This is a genomic window from Neobacillus niacini, from assembly GCF_019749295.1.
Classification (GTDB): domain Bacteria; phylum Bacillota; class Bacilli; order Bacillales; family Cytobacillaceae; genus Neobacillus; species Neobacillus niacini_D.
The window spans coordinates 223,093-245,486 of sequence record NZ_JACWFG010000011.1; the positions used below are offsets into that span (position 1 = coordinate 223,093).

General features: G+C 37.0%; 21 protein-coding genes and 1 pseudogene. 14 read left to right on the plus strand and 8 right to left on the minus strand.

The window, feature by feature from the left end:
- Positions 1 to 126: 126 nt before the first annotated feature.
- The 5 genes and pseudogenes from H0184_RS14860 to kynA all read left to right on the plus strand — a co-directional run bounded on the left by H0184_RS14860 (position 127) and on the right by kynA (position 6,895).
- Positions 127 to 1,425 carry an MFS transporter gene (locus H0184_RS14860; RefSeq protein WP_221826694.1) on the plus strand — a complete coding sequence of 433 codons (1,299 nt, stop codon included), beginning with the start codon at positions 127 to 129 and terminating at the stop codon, positions 1,423 to 1,425.
- A 459-nt stretch (positions 1,426 to 1,884) separates the two neighbouring features.
- Positions 1,885 to 4,242, plus strand: a pseudogene (locus H0184_RS14865) (cytochrome P450); the annotation flags it as partial.
- Positions 4,243 to 4,396: 154 nt separating this feature from the next.
- The gene (locus tag H0184_RS14870) at positions 4,397 to 4,642 is read left to right on the plus strand and encodes a hypothetical protein (RefSeq protein ID WP_313771769.1); all 246 of its coding nucleotides are present in this window, start codon (positions 4,397 to 4,399) and stop codon (positions 4,640 to 4,642) included.
- A gap of 110 nt (positions 4,643 to 4,752) precedes the next feature.
- On the plus strand, positions 4,753 to 6,024 hold the full coding sequence (kynU, locus tag H0184_RS14875; protein WP_221826703.1) for a kynureninase: 1,272 nt from the start codon (positions 4,753 to 4,755) through the stop codon (positions 6,022 to 6,024).
- A 28-nt stretch (positions 6,025 to 6,052) separates the two neighbouring features.
- Positions 6,053 to 6,895 (plus strand): tryptophan 2,3-dioxygenase, encoded by an 843-nt coding sequence (kynA, locus tag H0184_RS14880; RefSeq protein ID WP_221826705.1) that lies wholly within the window; start codon positions 6,053 to 6,055, stop codon positions 6,893 to 6,895.
- 68 nt (positions 6,896 to 6,963) lie between these two features.
- Here kynA and H0184_RS14885 read toward each other — a convergent pair whose 3' ends face one another.
- The 4 genes from H0184_RS14885 to H0184_RS14900 are packed head-to-tail and all read right to left on the minus strand — an operon-like array spanning position 6,964 to position 9,667.
- Positions 6,964 to 7,263, minus strand: a complete 300-nt coding sequence (locus H0184_RS14885; protein WP_221826712.1) for a hypothetical protein — start codon at positions 7,261 to 7,263, stop codon at positions 6,964 to 6,966.
- 26 nt (positions 7,264 to 7,289) lie between these two features.
- On the minus strand, positions 7,290 to 8,552 hold the full coding sequence (locus tag H0184_RS14890) for a cation:proton antiporter (protein ID WP_221826714.1): 1,263 nt from the start codon (positions 8,550 to 8,552) through the stop codon (positions 7,290 to 7,292).
- Between the two features lie 5 nt (positions 8,553 to 8,557).
- Entirely contained in the window at positions 8,558 to 9,058 is a 501-nt protein-coding gene (locus H0184_RS14895; RefSeq protein ID WP_221826716.1) for a cation:proton antiporter regulatory subunit, read from the minus strand.
- 48 nt (positions 9,059 to 9,106) lie between these two features.
- Complete coding sequence (locus tag H0184_RS14900) at positions 9,107 to 9,667, minus strand: tyrosine-type recombinase/integrase (protein ID WP_221826718.1); 561 nt, start codon at positions 9,665 to 9,667, stop codon at positions 9,107 to 9,109.
- Positions 9,668 to 9,866: 199 nt separating this feature from the next.
- Between H0184_RS14900 and H0184_RS14905 the strand changes: the two genes are divergently transcribed.
- A complete protein-coding gene (locus H0184_RS14905) occupies positions 9,867 to 10,829 on the plus strand; it encodes a 2-hydroxyacid dehydrogenase (RefSeq protein WP_221826719.1) in 963 nt (320 codons plus the stop codon).
- Between the two features lie 21 nt (positions 10,830 to 10,850).
- Here the strand turns inward: H0184_RS14905 and H0184_RS14910 are convergent, their stop codons facing one another.
- The gene (locus H0184_RS14910) at positions 10,851 to 11,639 is read right to left on the minus strand and encodes an alpha/beta hydrolase (RefSeq protein ID WP_221826721.1); all 789 of its coding nucleotides are present in this window, start codon (positions 11,637 to 11,639) and stop codon (positions 10,851 to 10,853) included.
- A 376-nt stretch (positions 11,640 to 12,015) separates the two neighbouring features.
- On the opposite strand from H0184_RS14910, the gene H0184_RS14915 reads away from it, so the two are divergent.
- The 4 genes from H0184_RS14915 to H0184_RS14935 all read left to right on the plus strand — a co-directional run bounded on the left by H0184_RS14915 (position 12,016) and on the right by H0184_RS14935 (position 14,474).
- Entirely contained in the window at positions 12,016 to 12,231 is a 216-nt protein-coding gene (locus tag H0184_RS14915) for a Fur-regulated basic protein FbpA (protein ID WP_221826723.1), read from the plus strand.
- A gap of 107 nt (positions 12,232 to 12,338) precedes the next feature.
- Complete coding sequence (locus H0184_RS14920; protein ID WP_221826725.1) at positions 12,339 to 13,550, plus strand: GNAT family N-acetyltransferase; 1,212 nt, start codon at positions 12,339 to 12,341, stop codon at positions 13,548 to 13,550.
- Between the two features lie 27 nt (positions 13,551 to 13,577).
- Complete coding sequence (locus H0184_RS14925; RefSeq protein WP_221826726.1) at positions 13,578 to 14,156, plus strand: PLP-dependent transferase; 579 nt, start codon at positions 13,578 to 13,580, stop codon at positions 14,154 to 14,156.
- A gap of 126 nt (positions 14,157 to 14,282) precedes the next feature.
- A complete protein-coding gene (locus H0184_RS14935; protein ID WP_221826728.1) occupies positions 14,283 to 14,474 on the plus strand; it encodes a hypothetical protein in 192 nt (63 codons plus the stop codon).
- Positions 14,475 to 14,529: 55 nt separating this feature from the next.
- Here H0184_RS14935 and H0184_RS14940 read toward each other — a convergent pair whose 3' ends face one another.
- The gene (locus tag H0184_RS14940) at positions 14,530 to 14,802 is read right to left on the minus strand and encodes a YqhV family protein (protein ID WP_221826730.1); all 273 of its coding nucleotides are present in this window, start codon (positions 14,800 to 14,802) and stop codon (positions 14,530 to 14,532) included.
- 137 nt (positions 14,803 to 14,939) lie between these two features.
- Here H0184_RS14940 and H0184_RS14945 point away from each other — a divergent pair, with 137 nt between their 5' ends.
- On the plus strand, positions 14,940 to 15,797 hold the full coding sequence (locus H0184_RS14945) for a manganese catalase family protein (RefSeq protein ID WP_221826732.1): 858 nt from the start codon (positions 14,940 to 14,942) through the stop codon (positions 15,795 to 15,797).
- 58 nt (positions 15,798 to 15,855) lie between these two features.
- On the opposite strand, the gene H0184_RS14950 is transcribed toward H0184_RS14945, so the two are convergent.
- Positions 15,856 to 16,368, minus strand: a complete 513-nt coding sequence (locus H0184_RS14950; RefSeq protein WP_221826734.1) for a DUF3231 family protein — start codon at positions 16,366 to 16,368, stop codon at positions 15,856 to 15,858.
- A gap of 207 nt (positions 16,369 to 16,575) precedes the next feature.
- On the opposite strand from H0184_RS14950, the gene H0184_RS14955 reads away from it, so the two are divergent.
- Positions 16,576 to 17,979 (plus strand): amino acid permease, encoded by a 1,404-nt coding sequence (locus H0184_RS14955; protein ID WP_221826736.1) that lies wholly within the window; start codon positions 16,576 to 16,578, stop codon positions 17,977 to 17,979.
- Between the two features lie 59 nt (positions 17,980 to 18,038).
- On the opposite strand, the gene asnA is transcribed toward H0184_RS14955, so the two are convergent.
- Positions 18,039 to 19,052 (minus strand): aspartate--ammonia ligase, encoded by a 1,014-nt coding sequence (asnA, locus tag H0184_RS14960; protein WP_221826738.1) that lies wholly within the window; start codon positions 19,050 to 19,052, stop codon positions 18,039 to 18,041.
- Positions 19,053 to 19,264: 212 nt separating this feature from the next.
- Between asnA and H0184_RS14965 the strand changes: the two genes are divergently transcribed.
- Together H0184_RS14965 and ltaS are read left to right on the plus strand one after the other, a co-directional pair.
- Complete coding sequence (locus H0184_RS14965) at positions 19,265 to 19,897, plus strand: LysE family transporter (RefSeq protein WP_221826739.1); 633 nt, start codon at positions 19,265 to 19,267, stop codon at positions 19,895 to 19,897.
- 502 nt (positions 19,898 to 20,399) lie between these two features.
- A complete protein-coding gene (gene ltaS / locus H0184_RS14970; RefSeq protein ID WP_221826741.1) occupies positions 20,400 to 22,346 on the plus strand; it encodes a lipoteichoic acid synthase in 1,947 nt (648 codons plus the stop codon).
- Positions 22,347 to 22,394 lie beyond the last annotated feature (48 nt).

A 22,394-nucleotide genomic window follows, 5' to 3' on the forward strand; every position in this document is an offset into this window, starting at 1 on the left:
GATTAGAGAACCGGCTTTTTTTGCATGAGTCAAATAATTGAAAATAAAAATGTTTTCGGTAAAAACCTTAAATGGTATGATTTAGTAATCAGTATCTATCACGTTGCAATATGGAGAGGTGTAGTTATGTCAGGTAAACGGAATGTTTCAGAAGCTATTAATATGTATCAGGCTTACATTGACTCACCTGAAAAACGGCAAGCATTATATCGACGGACATTGATTATCGTCGTTTTATCACAAATTTTCGGTGGTGCCGGACTTGCAGCGGGCATTACGGTGGGTGCACTTCTAGCTCAAGATATGTTGGGGACAGATAATTTCACAGGAGTTCCAACAGCGTTATTCACCCTTGGATCTGCTGGGTCAGCACTTCTTGTAGGAAGGTTATCTCAGCGTTTTGGGCGCCGGTCGGGGCTGGCTGCGGGTTTTCTTGCTGGGGGAATTGGAGCAATTGGCGTAGTCATCGCAGCGATAACAAATAATATATTCCTGCTCTTTATCTCACTGCTAATCTATGGATCTGGCGGTGCCACAAACTTACAAGCCCGCTATGCTGGAACAGACTTGGCAAATTCCAAACAGAGAGCAACAGCCATCAGTATAGCTATGGTTTCAACCACATTTGGTGCAGTTGCTGGTCCTAATTTGGTGGATGTAATGGGCAGCTTTGCCATGAAAATTGGAGTCCCCGCATTGTCAGGACCATTCATTTTAGCTGCAGCAGCCTATATTCTTGCAGGGATGATCCTTCTAGTGCTTCTCCGTCCAGACCCGCTCGTGGTTGCACAAGCAGTTGCGGTTGAACAGAGAAAAAACAAAGTTTTTTCAGATGTTAGTATAAATACACTTACGATGAACAAAAAAGGAATTTTTACCGCAGCAACATTAATGGTGTTAACGCAATTGGTGATGGTTGCCATCATGACGATGACACCGGTACATATGGGTAATCACGGACATGGTTTAAGTGAAGTGGGTATAATCATTGGATTCCATGTCGGTGCTATGTATCTGCCCTCACTTCTAACAGGTGTCCTCGTGGATAGGATTGGACGTCTATACATGGCCATCGCAGCAGGCGTTACCTTACTTGCAGCGGGTGTACTAGCTGCCATGGCGCCAGGTGAATCAATGCCTTTACTTACCTTGGCTCTCATCTTGCTTGGATTAGGCTGGAATTTCGGATTAATTAGCGGAACGGCTATTCTAGTAGATTCAACGAATAGTACCAATCGTGCCAAGATGCAAGGAACAATAGATGTATTGGTTGCTTTGTCTGGGGCTACGGGAGGTGTACTTTCTGGAGTAGTTGTAGCGAATTCAAGTTACGCAGTACTTTCAATCGCAGGAGGGGTCCTTTCACTTTTTCTGATACCAGTATTAATTTGGTCTAGTGCAAAAAAGATAAAAGTTCAGGCGTGAATCCACTTAGGAATCACGCTTTGTTTTTTATTAATAGGGTCTGTTATTATTAATTGTTGATTTTCGTGCAGGGTTGAGAATTCATAGGCGGAGAATTTCCGGCTATTGTTTATAGAGAACCTTAAGAAACAGCTATAAACGGAGATATTCCGCTTAACTGCTTTAAATAAGACAAATTACAAAGAATTGGATACAATAAGCGGAAAAACTCCGCCTATTTTTAAGGAAATAATGATATTTCCCAATTTAAAAGGAAATTATCCGCTTATTTTCCAAACACAGTAAAATAAACTTTCAGTTATAACAGAGCCAATAATTAAAATATTTTAATAATTTGGTTGACTATGTATCAAAAAAGATATTATACTGAATAAAAAATGAATGAGCGTTCATTCGGCATATAATATATAACACGATGTAGTTTACATACCACTAAAGAATATTAAAAAAAGGAGATGTATTATGGAGATTTATACGCCAATCCCACAACCTAAAACGTTTGGTCCGCTTGGCAACCTGCCGTTAATAGATAAGGAATCACCAACACTATCACTTTGTAAGCTTGCAGAGGAATACGGCCCGATTTTTCGCATGGAATTCCATGGTGGATTCTCAACCATCTTCCTTTCCGGGCATGAACTGGTCGCCGAGGTTTGTAATGATTCGAAATTTGACAAGAGCCTTTTAGGCGGTTTAAGTAAGGTGCGTGCCTTTTCAGGGGATGGGCTGTTTACCAGCAAAACAAGTGAGCCTAACTGGCAAAAAGCGCACAACATTCTTGTACCATCATTTAGTCAACAAGCCATGAAAGGCTATCACTCGATGATGGTGGACATTGCACAGCAGCTTGTTCAAAAATGGGAACGTTTGAATCACAATGAGAGTATCGATGTACCAGATGACATGACTAGACTGACACTGGACACTATTGGTTTATGCGGTTTTGGATATAGATTTAACAGCTTCTATAGAGAAAACCATAACCCTTTTATCATCAGTATGGTTAATTCCCTTGATGAAGCGATGCACCAGAGTACACGCCTGCCAGTACAAAATAAACTCTTGTATAAAAGGAAGAAACAGTTCGAGAAGGATATTCAATCCATGTTTTCTTTAGTAGATCAATTGATTGCCGAGCGTAAAGAACAAGGTGACCAAGGTGAAACTGACATGCTCGCCAGGATGCTGAGTGCGAAGGATCCTCATACAGGGGAAAAGCTGGACGACGAAAATATTCGTTTTCAAATCATTACCTTCTTAATAGCCGGACATGAAACGACCAGCGGTTTATTGTCATTTGCACTTTACTTACTTCTGAAAAACCCTGAGGTACTAAAAAAGGCATATGAAGAGGTAGACCAAATTTTTACTGATACAGTTCCTACGTACAAACAAGTTACACGATTAAAATATATTCGGATGATTTTAAATGAATCACTAAGGCTTTATCCTACTGCTCCGCAATTTACTTTGTATGCAAAAGAAGATATGGTCATCGGTGGAAAATATCAAATAAATAAGAAGCAAAATGTAGCGATTCTCCTTCCACAGTTACACCGTGATAAAACGGCATGGGGAGAGGATGTAGAGGAATTTCGTCCAGAACGCTTTAAGGATCCTAGTAAAATACCTCACGATGCTTTTAAACCCTTCGGTAATGGACAACGGGCATGTATTGGCATGCAGTTCGCCCTGCATGAAGCTGCATTGTTATTGGGGATGATTCTTCAAAAATTTAATTTAGTTGACCATAGTAATTATCATTTGAAAATAAAACAAACGATGACTCTTAAACCAGATCAGTTCACCATGCAAGTGAAACTAAGAGATAAAAGAGATAACGATGTTGCTGTTAATAAAAACCATTCATCACATATAAAAAAGATATACAATAGCCCAAATTCTTCGATTATTGGTATTAATAATCAACCATTACTAGTCCTCTACGGATCCAATATGGGAACAGCAAAGGCAATCGCCTATGAAATTTCCGAAATGGCCAGCAGTTATGGAATCAGAAGTGAATTGTCAGCACTTGATGATGCCGTTAACAAGCTGCCAACTGAAGGGGCAGTGTTAATCATTACGTCTTCCTATAATGGGAAACCGCCAAAAAATGCACGAAAGTTTGTTCAATGGCTAGAAACATTAGAACAAGGAGAATTGAATGGAGTTCAATATGCTGTATTTGGCTGTGGGGATACAAACTGGGCAAATACGTACCAAGAAGTGTCGAGGTTCATCGACGAACAGCTTGTTCAAAAAGGAGCCAGCAGATTCTCACCACGCGGCGAGGCAGATGTGAGTGGTGATATAGAGGAGCAGCTTCAAGTATGGAAACAAACGATGTGGTCACATGCCATGGAATTCTTTGGCTTAACTCAATTTGAAGTTAACCAAAATACACTTAGTATTCAGTATATTAATAATGAGTCTCAAGGAATTTTCCCAAGTAATAGCATGGAAACTGTCAATCGAGTCTTATATCGCTATAGGTTAAACGGTAATGATCAGGTAATTCTTACAACAAACAATGAAACCTTTTCATATCTGCCTTTAAATCAAACTCTAATTCTATCTGAACTACTCATGGATTATGTTGATTTGCATCATAGTGCAACTCGTGAACAAATTAAAGAACTCGCAGAATATACAGATTGTCCTCCTCATAAGCGGGAATTAGAATACTTATTGCAGAATGGAGTATATGAGGAACAAATCGTCAGAAAACAAGTTACAATGCTTGATTTGCTCGAAAAATATCAAGCTTGTGAAATGCCGTTTGAACGGTTCATGGAATTGTTGCCCCCGCAAAAGGTAATGGCAGGAATAGTTTGAGAATCTATTTGTATGACTAAACCGCCAATGCAACTGAATTGGTGGTTTTTTTCGAGGGTAGTAAACTGCAGTAAGAACAATGGACTAGACTTCTTACATAAACTATTGTATCAACAACTGAGGGTGTAACCATGTGAGAAGAATAAGACAAACAGCACCAATGATAGGGCAGGCATGGACTGGCAGACATGTGATTTTATTGCATTGTACGAGTGATAATCAACTGCTGCATTTATATAAAAGCTACCACGCACCAATAGAGCCTCCTCGCGATAATTGTGCTGAGACATTATCACAATTGCTAAGTATCGGGTATCGTATTCAAGCTATTACAGCTCTTTCACCAAATCATCTTCAATATTTTCTTGTTCTTGAATAAATAAATAATTTCTACCAGACAAAAAGCCGCTTTTAGTTCTAATAGCGGCTATTTTTTAATTCACTTCCGAGTAAAATAGAATTATAGAAGAAATGGGGGAGAGGGATAGTATGACTTTAACAGTAAATGATGCAAAAAAAATGGACAAAGAAGATCTCCTATATAAATTTCGTGAGGAATTTTACATAAAGCCAAACACCATTTATTTAGATGGAAATTCATTAGGACTCCTTTCAAAAAGAGCAGAACGAACTCTATTAGAATCATTAAATGATTGGAAAGAACATGGAATTGATGGCTGGACAAAAGGGAAACACCCATGGTTTTTCTTATCAGAAAAATTAGGAGAAATGATGGCACCATTAGTTGGAGCCTCTGCTAATGAAGTGATTGTGACGGGTTCAACCACAGTAAATTTGCATCAACTTGTCGCTACCTTTTATAAGCCAGAAGGAAAGAAAACGAAAATTCTAGCTGATGAATTAACCTTCCCATCTGATATTTATGCTCTTCAAAGCCAGCTTCGCATTCATGGATTTAATCCGGATACACACCTAATTAAGGTAAAAAGTCGGAACGGCCGTTTCCTGGAAGAAGAGGATATTATCCAAGCAATGACCGAAGACATTGCGCTGATCATATTACCGACGGTTCTTTATCGAAGTGGTCAAATCTTAGACATAAAGCGTCTAACAGCTGAGGCGAATAAAAGAGGAATCATCATCGGTTTTGATGGGTGCCATTCCATCGGTGCCATACCACATTCCTTTAGTGAATGGGGTGTTGATTTTGCATATTGGTGTAATTATAAACATTTGAATGGCGGTCCAGGAAGTGTTGGTGGTTTGTATGTAAATAAGAAACACTTTGGAATGGGTCCAGGACTCGCCGGCTGGTTTGGTTCCAAGAAAGAGAAACAGTTTGATATGGAACATAGTTTAACACCGGCAGAATCAGCAGGAGCCTATCAAATTGGTACACCTCATGTTTTAAGTCTTGCTCCTCTCATTGGTGCGTTAGAGATTTTTACTCAAGCGGGTATTGAAAATATACGCGTAAAGTCATTAAAGATTAATCGATTTTTAATGGACTTGATAGAGCAAGAGTTACCACATTTGGGCTTTTGCATAGGGAATCCCGAAGAGGATGTGCGCCGAGGGGGTCATGTTAGCCTAGAGCATAAAGAAGCAGCACGAATCTGCAAGGCATTAAAAGAGAATGGTATTATCCCTGATTTCCGAGCACCTAATATTATTCGTCTTGCTCCTGTTGCGCTTTACACCTCTTATAGTGAGGTGTGGGAAGCGGTTCAAGTACTAAAGACAATTATGATAGAAAAGCAATATAAAAATTTTAAGAATGAAAGAGAAGTTGTAGCATAAGGAGTTAAAGAAGGGGGGGGAGTAAAAGATGAATTCTTCAGAAGAAAATAACAAATTAGAAAAAAATATTCAAACAGACTTTCAAAAAGCCATGTCTTATGGCGATTATCTTCATCTTGATAAAATACTTTCTAGTCAACAACGGCTTTCTGGCCACCACGATGAAATGTTATTCATTATCATCCATCAAACAAGTGAATTATGGATGAAATTAATTATTCATGAGTTAACAAAGGCTATTCAATATATTCTCCAGAACGATCTCGAGCCTTCTTTTAAAATACTTTCACGTGTTTCGAGAATACAGCAGCAATTGATACAATCATGGAGTGTTCTTTCTACCTTGACACCATCGGAGTACCTGGAGTTTAGGGATAAACTCGGTCAATCATCAGGGTTCCAATCATACCAGAATCGTCTGATTGAATTTGCTCTAGGAAACAAAAATGCTCATACCCTGGCAGTGTATAAACATCAAAAAGAATTATATGAAAAAATGGTTGAAGCTCTGCATAAACCCAGCATTTATGATGCAGCCATCCAAGCACTTGTTGCACGTGGAATTCCTGTTGATGATGATGTTTTACATCGCGATTTGTCTAAAAACTATGAACCTAACGAAAGTGTTGAAGGGGCCTGGCTGACAGTTTACCGTAATGTCGACCAATATTGGGATTTATATGAGCTGGCTGAGAAACTAGTCGATATTGGAAATCAACAGCAATTATGGCGGTTCAATCATATGAGTACAGTAGAAAGAATCATAGGACATAAGAAGGGGACAGGAGGTTCATCTGGAGTAACCTATTTGAAACGAGTTCTAGACCAGCACTTCTTTCCTGAGCTGTGGAGCTTAAGAACGAAGTTGTAGAAAAAGAATCCACCATTTCATTATTTGAATGGTGGATTCTTTTCTATTGGTCTAAATAATATAACATTTTATTTGAATTTTTTACTTAGAAGATAAATGCTCCCAGCAAGAGTAACCATTGACATAAACTTACTAGCCAGAACAAGATAGCTAATGGTTTGTGAATCTAAATGAATATGGGGAAGTACTACTAGTGCATAAATGACAAGTATCCCAAAAAGCAGGATGGAATAGGCGTTTTGATATGATTTGGTAATAATGATACAACTGCGCTTGTCATCCTTTTCATTTATGAATATAAAAAACTGATAGGACATGACCAATAATAAAATATATGTTAACGAGATGACCGCTAACCCGATTCCCACAATTAAACCTCCCTTAACCTTTTTTCTTAAAGACCAGGGCTATTATTATTTTCATTTTCAGGCTTAGGAATAGAGATTCTCTTTTTTTGTAACTTCCCTTTTTCCCATTTGAAAATACGGTTTAAGAATGTATATATATTCTTTGACTCTTTTGTTAAAAGTGGACCAATTATAGCCAATATTAAAACGTAAACAGCAGTAAATGGTTTTAGGATGGGCATTAAGCCGCCCATTAGTCCTAGATTAGCAACAATGATTGAAAATTCACCTCTAGAAACGATTGTTAATCCGATATTTGAGGAAGCTTTATACGACAAACCAGCTTTTCTCCCGGAAATCATTCCAGCTACAAAGTTACTAAATATTGTGAGGATAACCGCACCAACAGCAAGCCAAACGGCTCCACCTAAGCTGAAAGGATCAATACTTAATCCAAAACTAAAGAAAAATAAAGCTCCAAAGAAATCCCTAAAAGGAATAACCAAATGTTCAATGCGCTCACGATGTTCCGTTTCAGAAAATACTAAACCTAAAAGTAAAGCACCGATGGCTTCAGCAACGTGGAGTTTCTCAGAAAATCCTGCTACAAAAAATAAAGATGCGAAGATGACGAGAATAAATATTTCATTAGATTTAATGTTTAATAGTTTATTGAGAATAGGTGCCCCTTTGCGGGCAATAATAAAAAATAGAAGCATATATCCTAGTGAGATTAGAACGGAAATAATAGTACCTAAAACAGTGGTGGATCCACCTAATAAAAGTCCTGACATAACGGAGAGAAATAGTGCTAGGAATATGTCATCGAATAAAATAATTCCTAGAATTAGCTCTGTTTCTGAATTGGCAGTTCTTTTTAAATCGACGAGGACTTTTGCGACAATCGCGCTGGAGGATACGCTTAGAAGACCAGCGATAATTAATGTTTCCATTATTGGGAAACCTGTAATAATCCCATATATAATACCTAAGCTGAAATTTAATGCTACATAAATCGAACCGCCAATTACAATAGAACGTCCCGAGCGAATTAATTTACCCACTGAGAATTCAAGACCTAAATAGAATAGTAGAAACAGCACACCTATGCGGCCAAAAAACTCAATAATTTCTGAGCTTTCGATAAAGGTTAGATCGATGATCCCGATTTGTGGGGCATGTGGACCAACGGCCATCCCTAAGAGGATAAGAAAGGGGATGATGGAAAACTTTAATTTTCCTGCTATTAATGCTGTAATGGCGACTAAAACCAACGCTGTACCGACTTCGAAAACTAAATGATTTGTCACTAGTATCACCCATCCCTTCGTGAAAGAACTTCTTTTACAATCTTTTTAACTTGATTGCGCTGTCCAGATACGATAACTGTATCTCCTTCTTCAAGGAGCGTTTCAGGACCAGGAGTATGAATCTTCTTATGGTTCTGTCGTTTAATAATCGCAATAATATTAACTTCATAGGATTGTCTAATATTTAGATCACCTATGGTTTGATTAACTGCATGGGCATTAGGCTCTACATTAAACCATTCAATGACTAGATCATCAAATGCCATTTCAATGGTTTCTAATGCCTTGGGAGCATAAGTCATCCCGCCGATAATTGCTGCAATCTGCCTTGCTTCCTGATCATTGAAGGTAGTACTAGCGATTGCTTCCTCGTAATCCTCCTGATCAAAATGATAAATGTCTCTTCTTCCATCATCGTGAATGATAACAACTAACTTATCCTTATTATTTGTGATGGCCTCAAATTTCTTCCCAATACCTGGGAGCTCGATTTCGCGAATATTCATTTTATATTCCTCCTCAATTAATTTGTACATGGATAAGGGTGTATCTGCCTATAAGTTGACATCGATTTCAGTTCTGATTTTGTCATCTTTGGAAATTCCAAGGTATTTTAGTGTTTCTGAAGGGGTTGAATGGTTGAAATGCTTTTGCAGAATGGAAATAGCAATTCCACGTTTATAGGCATGAAAACCAAAGGTCTTACGAAGGGAATTCGTTCCAATTTTACCTTCGATTCCTATGGCCTCTGCAGCCTGATGTATAATTCGATAGGCTTGCTGGCGAGTAATCGGTTTGTCGGTTTTGGTTGATTTGAACAAATAATTTTCAATAATTAATTGTTCATTTTGAACATAGTGGAGAATAGCTTGCTTAACTTTAGAATTTAGATAAATTTCCTTCATCGTTTCATGATGTGGATAGGAATAAAAATTCTTTATACTGCCTTCTTTTTCTAATACGTCGCCAACCTTGATATCCAGCATTTCGGTGATTTTCAATCCCGTGTTAATTCCAAAAACAAAAAGAAGATAATCACGCTCGGAATGCTTTTTTAAATACTTTTTAATTAAATTAATCTGCTTGATGTCCCTTAGAGCTTCAACATACTCCATAAAAACTCTCCTTAATTCATGTTACATAATATTATTATATCATGGTATTATGTAACATTCAAATTTTCTGCATAACTATACAATTATGGGTTTTAAATCAGTGTGATAATGGTGAACTTATTTCAGTATTTGTTTATCCAAAGGTTTTATTACTATATAATGAAGTATTGATAGTTTAACGATTAGGGGGGGTTTACCAATGAAGCCAAAAATAATAGTTTATAAAAAAGTGGATAGGAAAGTATTGGATTTTATTGCAGACACCTGTGAGGTTGTTTATTTTGAGAACATTGATTCAGAAACCTATCCCGTATTTCTTGAAGAACTGCAGGAGGCACAGGGTCTATTAGGATCGGGATTAAAAGTAGATAAAGAGTTACTGGATCAAGCACCACATTTGAAAATCGTCTGCAATATAGCTGTCGGATACGACAATCTTGATTTGATCGCTTTAACAGAGAGGGGAATTATGGGGACTAATACTCCAGATGTTCTGAATGACACAGTAGCGGATACCATTATGGGATTGATACTTTCTACTGCTAGAAGAATACCAGAGTTAAATCAATGGGTTAAAACCGGTCAGTGGGAATCAGGTCTTGAAGAAAAGTGGTTTGGGGTCGATGTCCATCATAAAGTGTTAGGGATTATTGGTATGGGTGGCATTGGATCCTCTGTGGCTAAAAGAGCACATTTTGGATTTGATATGGAGATTTTATATCATAATCGTACCCGGAACAAAGATGCGGAAGAAAAATATGGGGCTACATACTGTTCAATGGAGGAATTATTAAAGAAGTCTGATTTTGTCTGCTTAATGACACCTTTAACCCCAGATACTGTAAATTTGATGGGGAAAAGAGAATTCGAATTTATGAAAGAGTCAGCGATTTTTATTAATGCTTCAAGAGGAAAAACTGTAGATGAAGATGCTTTGATTCAAGCGCTTCAAAAAGGCCAAATATATGGTGCAGGACTAGATGTTTTTATTCAGGAGCCAGTGAAAAAGGATAACCCGCTTCTTTCCATGAATAATGTTGTTACGCTGCCCCATATTGGCTCGGCCACCTATGAAACCCGATTTAAAATGGCCATGACAGCGGCAACTAATTTAGTGACTGGATTACAGGGGGAAATACCTCCAAACTTAATAAAAAAATAAGAAAGTTAACCTCGCCAAGTATTACTGGCGAGGTTGTTTTATTCTTGTGGTTTTATAAACATTCTTTAAAAGTTTATTAATAAATAAGCTGCATTGTTCAGCGATTAACTCTTTATCGTTATCCATGCTAGCAACATGATAAGAATTATATAACGGAACCACTTCTTTTATTTCTGATTGGATAGATGACAAAATATAATTGGTGTTTTCAGGCGGAACGACGTGGTCCTCTTCTGAACGGAATGCCAGAACCGGGCAAGCAACTTCGAGAAGCTTATCCTTGGTTTCTGACATCAGAGCAAATAACTGATGAATGGATCGTACTGGTGCTTTTAAATAGGCAATTTCATGAACATTTTTGGCTTTTATATCTGGTTCCCCTTCTTGAACAAATCGGGGGATGTGTTTGTTCTTATACCTTTCCATCGGAGGAATGGAGTTAATTGCCGCATTTATTAACATGATTCCTTTAATATCTTTGTACTTTTGAGATAGATTAAGTGTTAAAGTACCTCCCATCGACTGTCCGATTACAAAGATATCTCGACAATATTGTTGTAAAAAATTGAAACCGTCCTCGATACTTTTAATCCAATCCTGATAACTGCACCTTTCCATATCCTCATAATGTGTACCATGACCACTTAATCTCACTCCATAGACTGTGAAACCTTCAGATGCAAGATATTCACCTAAATAACTGACACTCTGAGGTGTTCCCACGAAACCATGCGAAATTAATATTCCAATTTCATTTCCTTTAAAGAAAAAAGATTCAGCTCCAGGTAAAACAGGGTATTGTTCAATCATTTGTAAAACTCCCTCCTTTGTCTTTAATAGAAGTAAGTATTAAAAAAACACCTCCTGATAATAGAGAGGTGCCTTATGCTGTCAAATCGGCGTATTACTATTTAGTATCTTTAAGATATACCTATAATTCCGATGTGTCAAGTTGGTTTTATAATAAAGTCAAAAAATTTAAAAAAATCGTTGACAATGGCTATGTTACAAAGTATATTTTAGACTATAGTTTAATACCAAGTAAACAAGTGGGTAATGTAAGAAAAGGAATATTTGAATAGTAAGCCTATTGGTCAACCAATGGCTCCTCTAAATTTTGCTAATGTGCAAAATAGAGGAGCTTTTTTTATTCCTTTTTTAAGCAAATCATAAAGGAGAGTTGAAAATGGGAAAAATTCTTCGAAAAGCAGTGGAAAGTAGACGTTTGGAATTGATTAACAAACTCATTGCTTTTGGTGTGTATAAAAAAGAGGAACAACATCTATTTGAACTATCTCTAACAGATCTAGAAAATGAATTTATGAAATTTATTGGGGATCAACATCCTCATAGCGAAATAGAATCCATACATTGGGTTAATAAAATTAATGACTTAAGTTGACCAGCTGCTCATAAAGATGAGCAGCTTCTTTTTTTGGGGAATTCTAATCCACAGATAAGCAAACACTAGAATTTATATGAATGAAGTTAATTTTTGGAGGTAAGGGTATGAGTCGACTAGACAGGCTCAAAATGGGGAAAGTGGAAACTAAACATTTTCAACAGTTTAATGAGTTATTACGATATGTTTTTCAAGTAACCAAGAAGGATTTACAAATGGTTGGGTGGGAAGAACGTGAAATAGCACTAGCTAAAAAGCCGGTTTTGGACCAGGCGGATGTTTTAGGCTGGTTTGATGGTGAAAAACTTGTATCGCAACTCGCCGTTTATCCTTTTCAAGTAAATATATTTGGGAAATCATTCGAAATGGGAGGGCTGACAGGCGTAGGCACCTATCCAGAATATGCAAATATGGGTCTTATGTATAAGTTGATGAGGCAGGCGTTAGCAGAAATGCAGCAGCGAAAACAATCTATATCATATTTATTTCCCTATTCCATTCCATATTATCGACGCAGAGGATGGGAGATTATTTCGGATAAGATGACTTTTGAAGTAAAAGATGTTCAATTACCAAAGATCAAGAAAGTTCCTGGCTATGTGGAAAGATTAAATATTGAACATCCTGACATAAGACAAGTATACAAGCTCTTTTCTAGTGAAATGCATGCTGCAATGCTTCGAAATGACTTAGCGTGGGATGAGTATTGGAGATGGGATGTAGATGAATTAACAGCAGCGGTTTATTATGACAGTTCACACAAGCCTCAAGGGTATCTATTGTACTGGATATATGAGGACGTTCTTCATATAAAAGAGATGATTTATATGAATCAAGAAGCCAGGATTGGACTATGGAATTTTATTGGTGCCCACTTTTCAATGGTATCAAAGGTTGTAGGTAACATTTTCATGAATGAACCATTAGCCTTTTGGCTGGAGGATGGAGATATTAAAGAAACAATCTCTCCCTATTTTATGGCTCGTATTGTTTGTGTTAAACAGTTTATTGAACAATATCCTTTTAGAGCAATAGGTTCAGATATACAGTTAACATTTATACTAGAAGATCCAATGCTCGAGTGGAATCAAGGAACATTCACATTATATGTAAACGGTGATGGTCAAGGGGAATTAGTTCGTAGTAATGATGTACCAACAATTTCTCTCGACATACAGACACTGACAACGATGTTACTAAGCTATAAGAGACCATCTTACTTGGCCGCCATTTCCCGATTAAAGGGGAATGCTCAGGATTTCGAAATTTTAGAGAATATCATTGAAAGGCAAACCCCTTACTTTTCGGATTACTATTAATAATAAAATTACTAGGAGTACTTGCCTGTGGAACAGTATGAATCTTTCGAAAGTGACAAAAAAATATGTATGCATTTTGAGGATGACAGGGAAAGATTTGAAGGTGCCGTAGTACCTCCAATCTTTCATAATACCTTATTTACCTATCCAACATTTGATATTTTAGCGGATGCCCTTCAAAGTGAACACTCCTTTTATGTTTACGGAAGAGGGACAAATCCAACAGTTGAAATTGTCGAGAAGAAGATAGCCGCACTTGAACGTGGTGAAGCCTGTAAATGCTTTTCATCCGGTATGGCTGCAGTAAGTGCTTCAATTATTAATAGCGTAAAAAGTGGAGAGCATGTCCTATGTGTTAGTAATTTATATTACTCTACAATTGAGCTTTTAAAGTACTTAGGAAAGTTCAATATCAGTCATTCTGTTATTTATTCCACCAAGATAGAAGAGATTAAAGAAGCGATACAACCTAATACCAAATTGATTTACCTAGAAAGCCCTACAGATTTAACTTTCCGAGTTGTTAATCTTGATGAGTTAGCGAAATTAGCGAAAACACTGGGAATCCGAACTGTTATAGATAACACATGGGCAACACCTATCTAACGAGGATAAACTTGTAAAGGAACACATTAGTCCAGGTACTATTCGACTGGCAGTTGGCCTTGAAAATGCAAATGCATTAATTGATGATTTGAAGCAGGCATTAGAGGAATAGGAGATGTGATGGTGATGGAAGGTAATGAAAAAGAACCTCAATTTCAAAGTGGGCAGAATGTTAAGAAGGCCGAAAAAGGATTTTATGGACTTGATCCGGAAATGAGTTTGCTCTCGGTTCATTTTGCTACGACTGAGAATCCTTATTTGAATGAACATTACCAAGAGGACACAAAAGAAAATGAACACAATCAAGAGGAAGAGTAAAAAATGGCTGAAAACTTTCAGCCATTTTTTTGATTAGAAATATGTAGGTAAAGATTTAAGACTTTACACCAATAAAAATAAAACATACACCTATGAATATCCATACTATTTTAACAAAAGAAATATCCCCTATGATCCCAAAGAGGCCAATTGTAGTGGTTAAAATTAAGATAACAGGTCCAACGATGGCAAGTGAGCTGTTCACCATGAGTGCTTTTTCGATGGTGTTAAAACGTATCATCAAATAAGCTGCAAATATTTCGATACATCCAGATAAAATCCTTAATGATGCCATTCCTAATACTGCTTTTTCAATAAGATTAAACATGGTCTCCTCCTAGAATTTTACTATTATTTCAACAGTATATGTTCCTGCACCAAATTGAAGGACAAGTTTTTTCGAATAAGCGGGGATAGCGGGGGGAAACTAACTGAGTAATAGTTCAATATTTAGGAGGTAATAGATTGTATTTCTATAGAGAAGATTTAATTAATTTGATTGTTCCAGATAAACCGGATCCAGCCGCAGCAAAAGTCCTTCAGGAAACATTGGGCGGCAGATTTGGTGAAATGCGTACGATGATGCAATTCTTCTTTCAAAGCTCAAACTTCAGAGGTAATCAAAAGCAATACCGTGATTTAATCAGAGGGATTTTCCTTGAGGAAATCAGCCATGTGGAACTCGTTCAAACTACCATCAATCAACTCCTGAATGGGTCGGGAGAAGAGGCAGTTGGGGCAGGGGGAACAATGGGCGCTCCTCTAGAAGAAGCAGTAAAAGAATATGCAAACCCGCATCACTACATAATGGGTGCTCAAAGTTCACTTCCAGTAGATGCTGCAGGAAACCCTTGGAATGGAAACTATGTATACAGCCATGGAAACCTAATTAGTGATTTATTGGATAATGTCGTATTAGAATCAACAGGTGTCCTGCAAAAAACTCGGATTTATGAAATGAGCTCAAATAAAACCTTTAGAGAAACGTTAGCTTTCCTAATTGTCCGCGATAATGCACACCAAAATGCATTTGCTAAAGCACTGGAAACGTTAGGTGTGGATTGGGGAAAAATCTTCCCAGTTCCAAACTATGACATAAATAAGTATCCTGAGTGCCGTAAATATGTAGAAATGGGCTTCCATAATGCTCAATTTAATTTCCGATTAGATGAAACGCTTATTGGTACGATATTCCAAGGTGAATCACCGAGCAGAGACTCTGGTACCTTGCAGGTAGTACCACCGCCACAAGGTTATCCAGTTCCAGTCATGCCTGAAATGCCAAATGAACATAGCCCTGGTATCAGTGATTTAAATCGATAATGTAAAAAAGGATGAAGCACATAGTGTGTTCATCCTTTTTTGTCACTTTTTTAATTAACTAACAATCTCCATGTTTATTTAGATGTAATGGAGGAGGTATCAGCCAGCCTTTTTCCTTATTTAAACGAAGAACTTTTGCACCTAGTGCTGCTTTTTGTGTATGGACCTGTCCATACATCATAGCTACATCTTCCCTAATTGATTTACCGATAATTTGACTGCATAAGACGAGCCCGGCAGCAATATCTGCAGAAAGTCCCGCTGCAATTGCCTGGTCAGGGATTCTAGCTCCTACAGGTATATCCTCTAGACATGCCTCAGGAGGCTCTGGCTGAGCCGGTGGCAAGCCAATGCCATTTTCTTTTAATAATTCTTCTAATTGCCTCTTTTCCTGTTGGCAAATCTCCACTGCTTCCACTAACAGCTTTCTCAAGTCTTCATCACCTGCATGATTCAGCATGGTTTTATATCCCGCAATCATGCCATTTCCTGCTAGTAATGATGACCATAAATCAAATACTTCACCGTAATGTAAAGGCTCTTCTTTAGGGTTGCCACTTAATATTCCCATCGTTGCCCTCCTTAGCGTGTATGAAAATTTCTTCATTATCAGTGCCGCCTTTCTTTGAGCACATCTTTAGGGTTACCCATTTCAAACCCTCTCATTAATTTTTTACATCTCTCCATGTTTCATACTCATGTTTGTTGTTTTTTGGTTATTTTAATCTTACATGATTAACGCGCATTTCAAGGATACTAACATAGTAGGAGGGTGAACATGGATTATTTTACTTGTACATCAGGAGTGGGCGGAAAATCAAAAGGGGAGAATAAAGGTCAGTTAAAATGGTGGCAATTATCTTTAATTGGAATTGGCTGTACGATTGGGACAGGTTATTTCCTTGGTTCTGGTATTGGGATTAAGATTACAGGGCCGTCAATGGTCTTTTCATTTATACTTGCGGCAATAGGAACTTATATTGTCTTTCACTTTCTCGCGAAAATGACGTCAGAAGATCCTCAGGAAGGATCATTTTGTTATTATGCAGGAAAAGCATTTGGACGCTGGGCTGGATTTAGCTGCGGCTGGAATTATTGGAGTTCCAAGATATTGATTATGGGAAGTCAATTAACTGCGCTATCCATTCTGTCCCGATTTTGGTTTCCAAAGATCCCTCTATGGATGTTTGCTGCTGGCTATGCGATTTTAGCTATTTGTGTAGTTCTATTAGGAAGTAAAGGATTTAATAAAGTTGAGAATATCCTTGCGATTGCAAAGACTGCAGCTATTTTAATGTTTATTATACTAGCCTGTGCTGCATTGATTGGGTGGATTCATGGCAGTCCAAACAATCAACCGGGTATTCCCAAGACAATTCATTCAATTTTTCCTGAAGGATACACAGCATTTTGGTCTTCCCTCATATACGCTTTTTATGCGTACGGTGGAATTGAGACAATAGGGCTTCTATCCATGCAGCTTAAGAACAAAGAAGATGCACCCAAATCAGGAAAGGTAATGTTAATCGTTCTCACAATCATTTATGTTATTTCAATTATTTTGGCAATTAGCATGGTGTCCTATCAAGCCATAAACCAAAAGGAAAGTCCATTTGTTACAGCAATGTCTGCGTATAATCTGGCCTTTTTTCCACATGTATTTAATGGAGCAATCATTATTGCCGGATTTTCAACAATGACTGCTTCATTATTTGCTGTAACCAATTTACTAGTCACATTGGCCAAGGATGGAGATGCTCCAAAGCTTTTTGGAAAAGAAATAAAAAAACTTAAGAATCTCCCATTGCCATCTTTAGGATTGGCAACATTAGGTTTATTGGGTTCTATCATTACGGCGTTGCTCCTTCCAGGAAAAATTTATGGATACATTACGACGGCAGCTGGAATATTACAAATGTATAATTGGGCATTTATTATTATTTCAGCGTTAAAAATACTTGAAATAAAAATGGGTGATAAAGTATTGTCAACCATTGGCTTACTTCTATTATTATCGGCTGTCACAGGCACCATCTTTGAAAAGAGTATCCGATTTGGATTTTTTATAAGTATATTACTTGCAGCTATAATTGGTATCGTCACGTTGATTATGAATAGGGTTTGGAAAAAGTCAAAACAGAAAAAGGGAAATACTGCTAGTTTAAAGGGGATTTTAGAATAGTGATTCTTTAGAAGAATAGCCGGCTGTTAAGAGATTCGGCTATTCTTCGTAAAAAAATCTTACAAAAGGGGTATATTTCCTTTTTTACATTCATCAATGATATGGTCATTCCATACAGAAACCTGTACTTCGCCAATATGTGCTTTCTTTAGGAAGAACATACATAAACGGGACTGGCCAATTCCACCGCCTATGGTGTAAGGAAGTTCCCTCTTTAGAATAGATTGATGAAAATCTAACACTGCACGATGATTGGCTTTTGCTTGTTTTAATTGTTTTAGAAGCGCTCTTTCATCTACTCTTATTCCCATCGAAGAAATCTCTACGGCTCTCTCTAGGATAGGATACCATAATAGAATATCTCCATTTAGAGTCCAATCATCGTAATCAGGCGAGCGTCCATCGTGTTTTTCCCCGGACTTTAATAATCCGCCAATTTGTATTACAAAAACAGCTCTAAACTCTTTAGTAATCTTGTCTTCTCGCTGCTTTGGTGTTAAATCTGGATACTTGTCTTCCAGCTCTTGAGAAGTTATAAAATAAATATCCTCAGGTAAAATAGGCTCAAGTGATGGATATTGCTTATTTAAATATTTTTCAGTGGATTTTAATGCACCATAAATCTTTCTTACTTCATTTTTTAGTGTTCTTATATTGCGTTGTTTATAGTTAATCACTTTCTCCCAGTCCCACTGGTCCACGTACATGGAATGCAAGTTATCCAACTCTTCATCTCTTCGAATAGCATTCATATCTGTATAAATTCCTTCACCTTCTATGAATCCATATCTCGATAAAGCGCCTCTCTTCCATTTTGCTAAAGATTGAACAATCTCAATGGGAGTGTTACTGACATCTAATGCGTCAAATGAAACCATCCTTTCTACCCCATTAAGATCATCATTAATTCCTTGACCGGCTCTTAATAGAAGTGGAGCAGATATTCGAGTTAAGTTTAAAGCATCTGATAGTTCACTTTCAAAATGATCTTTTATCTGTTTTATCGCTTTTTCGGTCTGTATAATATCTAGAATTGATTGGTATACCTTAGGGATAAAAAGTGATTTACCCATATATTAAAAACCTCCAGATTGTTTAGAATCAGTCAATTTCTCTATGTTACGTATTGAACTATTTTTACATTATGATGAATGCCCCAGTTTGCCATCAGCAAAAGCCTACTATAAATCAAATATTCCTCAAACATTTACGTTTTTTTGGACATGTGTCGTGATAATTTACATAAAATGTACAAGTTAGACAAAGGTGAAGTGGAGTGGTTTTATTGAGTATCAGCATTTTAGTAAGTTACATCATATTGGGATTTACATTGGCAGCTCCGATTGGGCCAGTAAATTCTGCACGATTAGATAAGGGGATTAAGAATGGATTTTGGCATGCATGGGTCGTAGGTGCAGGCTCTATGGTGGCAGATGGATTTTTTATGCTGCTCGTTTATTTAGGGATGGTCCAATTTTTGGGGATTCCTATTATCCAAATATTCCTGTGGTTATTCGGGGGCTTTATCCTTATTTATTCAGGTGTTGAAAGTATCAAAAATGCAAATACCATCACTCTTACTTATGGGAGAGACAAAGAGTCATTAACGAAGTGTTTCTTTACTGGCTTTATTATGTCAATTACCAGTCCATTATCTGTTTTATTTTGGTTAGGAATATATGGCTCTGTTTTAGCGAAAACAGCCCAAACAAATGGTACAGAATCTCTGTTGATTTATAGCTGCATGATTTTCCTTGGCCTAACAATATGGGATGTATTTGTTGCAGCACTCACAACTGGATTCAGAAAACTACTGACAGTCAAAAGTTTAATAGGCATCTCAATATTTTCAGGTGCCTCACTCGTGCTATTTGGACTTTACTTTGGATACCAAGGAATTGATGCACTTTTTGGTTAAATTAAAAATTAATAGAAAAAAAGAAGTATTAATCAAACTTTGGTTGTACTTCTTTTTTTGCTGTGTTAAAGGTAAATATTTATTTTGAACTTGTTGATTTGTGCGGAAGGCGCGAGACTCCTGCAGGAGGACGGGACAGGGGAGACCCCGCAGGCGCTTTAGCGCCGAGGAGGCTTCCCGAACCGCCTGCGGAAAGCGAAGCGCCTCGTGACAGGCAGAGACCGCCTGTCCCTGCGATGATTATTCCAAGAAGCATTCCTTAGTGGAGCACAAATCAACACCCAGTTTAACACAGCCGTGAATTTGTTAGTTAATATACTAACTTGACTTTTTGCTAATAATCCGTATAATACTCATTTGTGTTCCATTATTTTTTCTTTCGTGTTCATAGTTTGTTAATATTTAATTGTTATCATAAATGAATGATTAATTGTTTACTTAATTCATATAAAATAATTCAATTTTAAAAAACGTTTATTTTTAAAAAGGCAGGTGCAATAAAATGAATAACTTAACACATAAGAGTCAGGGTATTTTTAATAAATATATTGGCTTTTTCTTTTTGGCTGTATTCTTTCTTTGGATGAAAACATTTATCGCTCAGTTAACTCAATTTGACTTAGGTATTGAAAATACATTACAAAAATTCCTTTTATTTATTAATCCATTAGGATCGTCACTATTATTTTTAGGACTGGCATTTTTATTTAAAGGAAGAAAGAAATACATTGCGCTTCTCGTGATTGATTTCTTTTTATCATTCCTTCTATTTGCGAATGTTGTTTACTACAGGTTCTTTAATGACTTCATAACTTTACCAACATTAACTCAAACCCAAAACTTTGGGGATGTAAGCGGCAGTGTAGTATCACTTTTGAAGCCATATGATTTCTTATTCTTTATTGATATCATGGTTTTAATTGCTTTACTTGCTTTCCGTTTTGTGAAAGTAGAGTTTAAAGATATGAATAGAAGAAAAGTAGCAGCCTTATTTTCATTATCACTAGCCATTTCATGTGGAAACTTAGGACTAGCTGAAAGTGATCGTCCACAATTATTAACAAGAGGATTTGACCGTAATTATATTGTTAAATATTTGGGTATGTACAATTACACTATTTATGATGCAGTTAAGAGTACAAAAGCATCCGCGCAAAGAGTAATGGCGGATAGCGATGATATGACCGAAGTAATCAATTACACGAAAGCGAATTATGCTGAGCCAAATCCAGCTTACTTTGGAGCTGCAAAAGGCATGAATGTGATTTATTTACATCTTGAATCCATGCAAAACTTTTTAATTAATTACAAGTTGAATGGGGAAGAAGTAACACCATTCTTAAATTCTTTAACGCAGGATCAAAATACACTTTATTTTGATAATTTCTTCCACCAAACAGCGCAGGGTAAAACAGCTGATGCTGAATTTATCCTTGAAAACTCATTATATGGGTTACCACAGGGATCTGCTTTTACGACAAAAGGATTAAATACGTATCAAGCGGCCCCAGCGATTCTTGGCCAAAAAGGATATACGTCTGCAGTGTTCCACGGGAACTCAGGAAGCTTCTGGAACCGAGATGAAATCTATAAATCATTTGGTTATAATCACTTTTTCGATGAAAATTACTATAGTATGAACCCTGAAGACTTGGCAGAGTATGGTCTAATGGATAAGCCGTTCTTTGAGGAATCCATTCCATTGCTGGAAACATTACCTCAGCCTTTCTATACAAAGTTTATTACAGTTTCAAATCATTATCCTTATCCGCTTGCGGAAGAAGATGCAACAATTGCACCTCATACAACTGGTGATAAATCTGTTGATACGTACTTCCAGACAGCTCGTTATGCTGATGAGGCTTTGAAGCAATTTTTTGATTACCTAAAGGAATCAGGTCTATACGATAACTCTATTATTGTTATGTATGGTGACCATTATGGAATTTCAGAAAACCATAATAAAGCAATGGAAAAAGTGTTAGGAAAAGAAATTACAAATTTTGATAGTGCAGGTTTACAGCGCGTACCATTCTTTATTCGAGTTCCAGGAATGGAAGGTGGAATCAACCATGAATATGGCGGACAAATTGATATTCTTCCTACGCTTTTTCACTTGTTAGGAATTGATACAAAAGATTATGTTCAGTTTGGTACAGATCTTTTATCTGAAAACCATGATGAAGTAGTTCCATTCCGAGATGGCAGCTTTATGAGTCCAACTATTTCATTGGTAGACGGTAAATTTTACGACTCTGCTACAGGACTGGAAATAGATGAAAATAGGCTGGAAGAGGCAAAGGAACTACAGGAAATAGTAGAAAATAAATTAGGGCTATCAGATAACGTGGTAAACGGAGATTTATTACGATTCTACACTCCTGATAACTTTACTCCAATTGATCGAACACAATATAATTACAATTCATCTAAAGATGATGAAGAATAAGTTATACAAGGATGTTTAGGATTTTCCTAAACATCCTTTCTTTATATT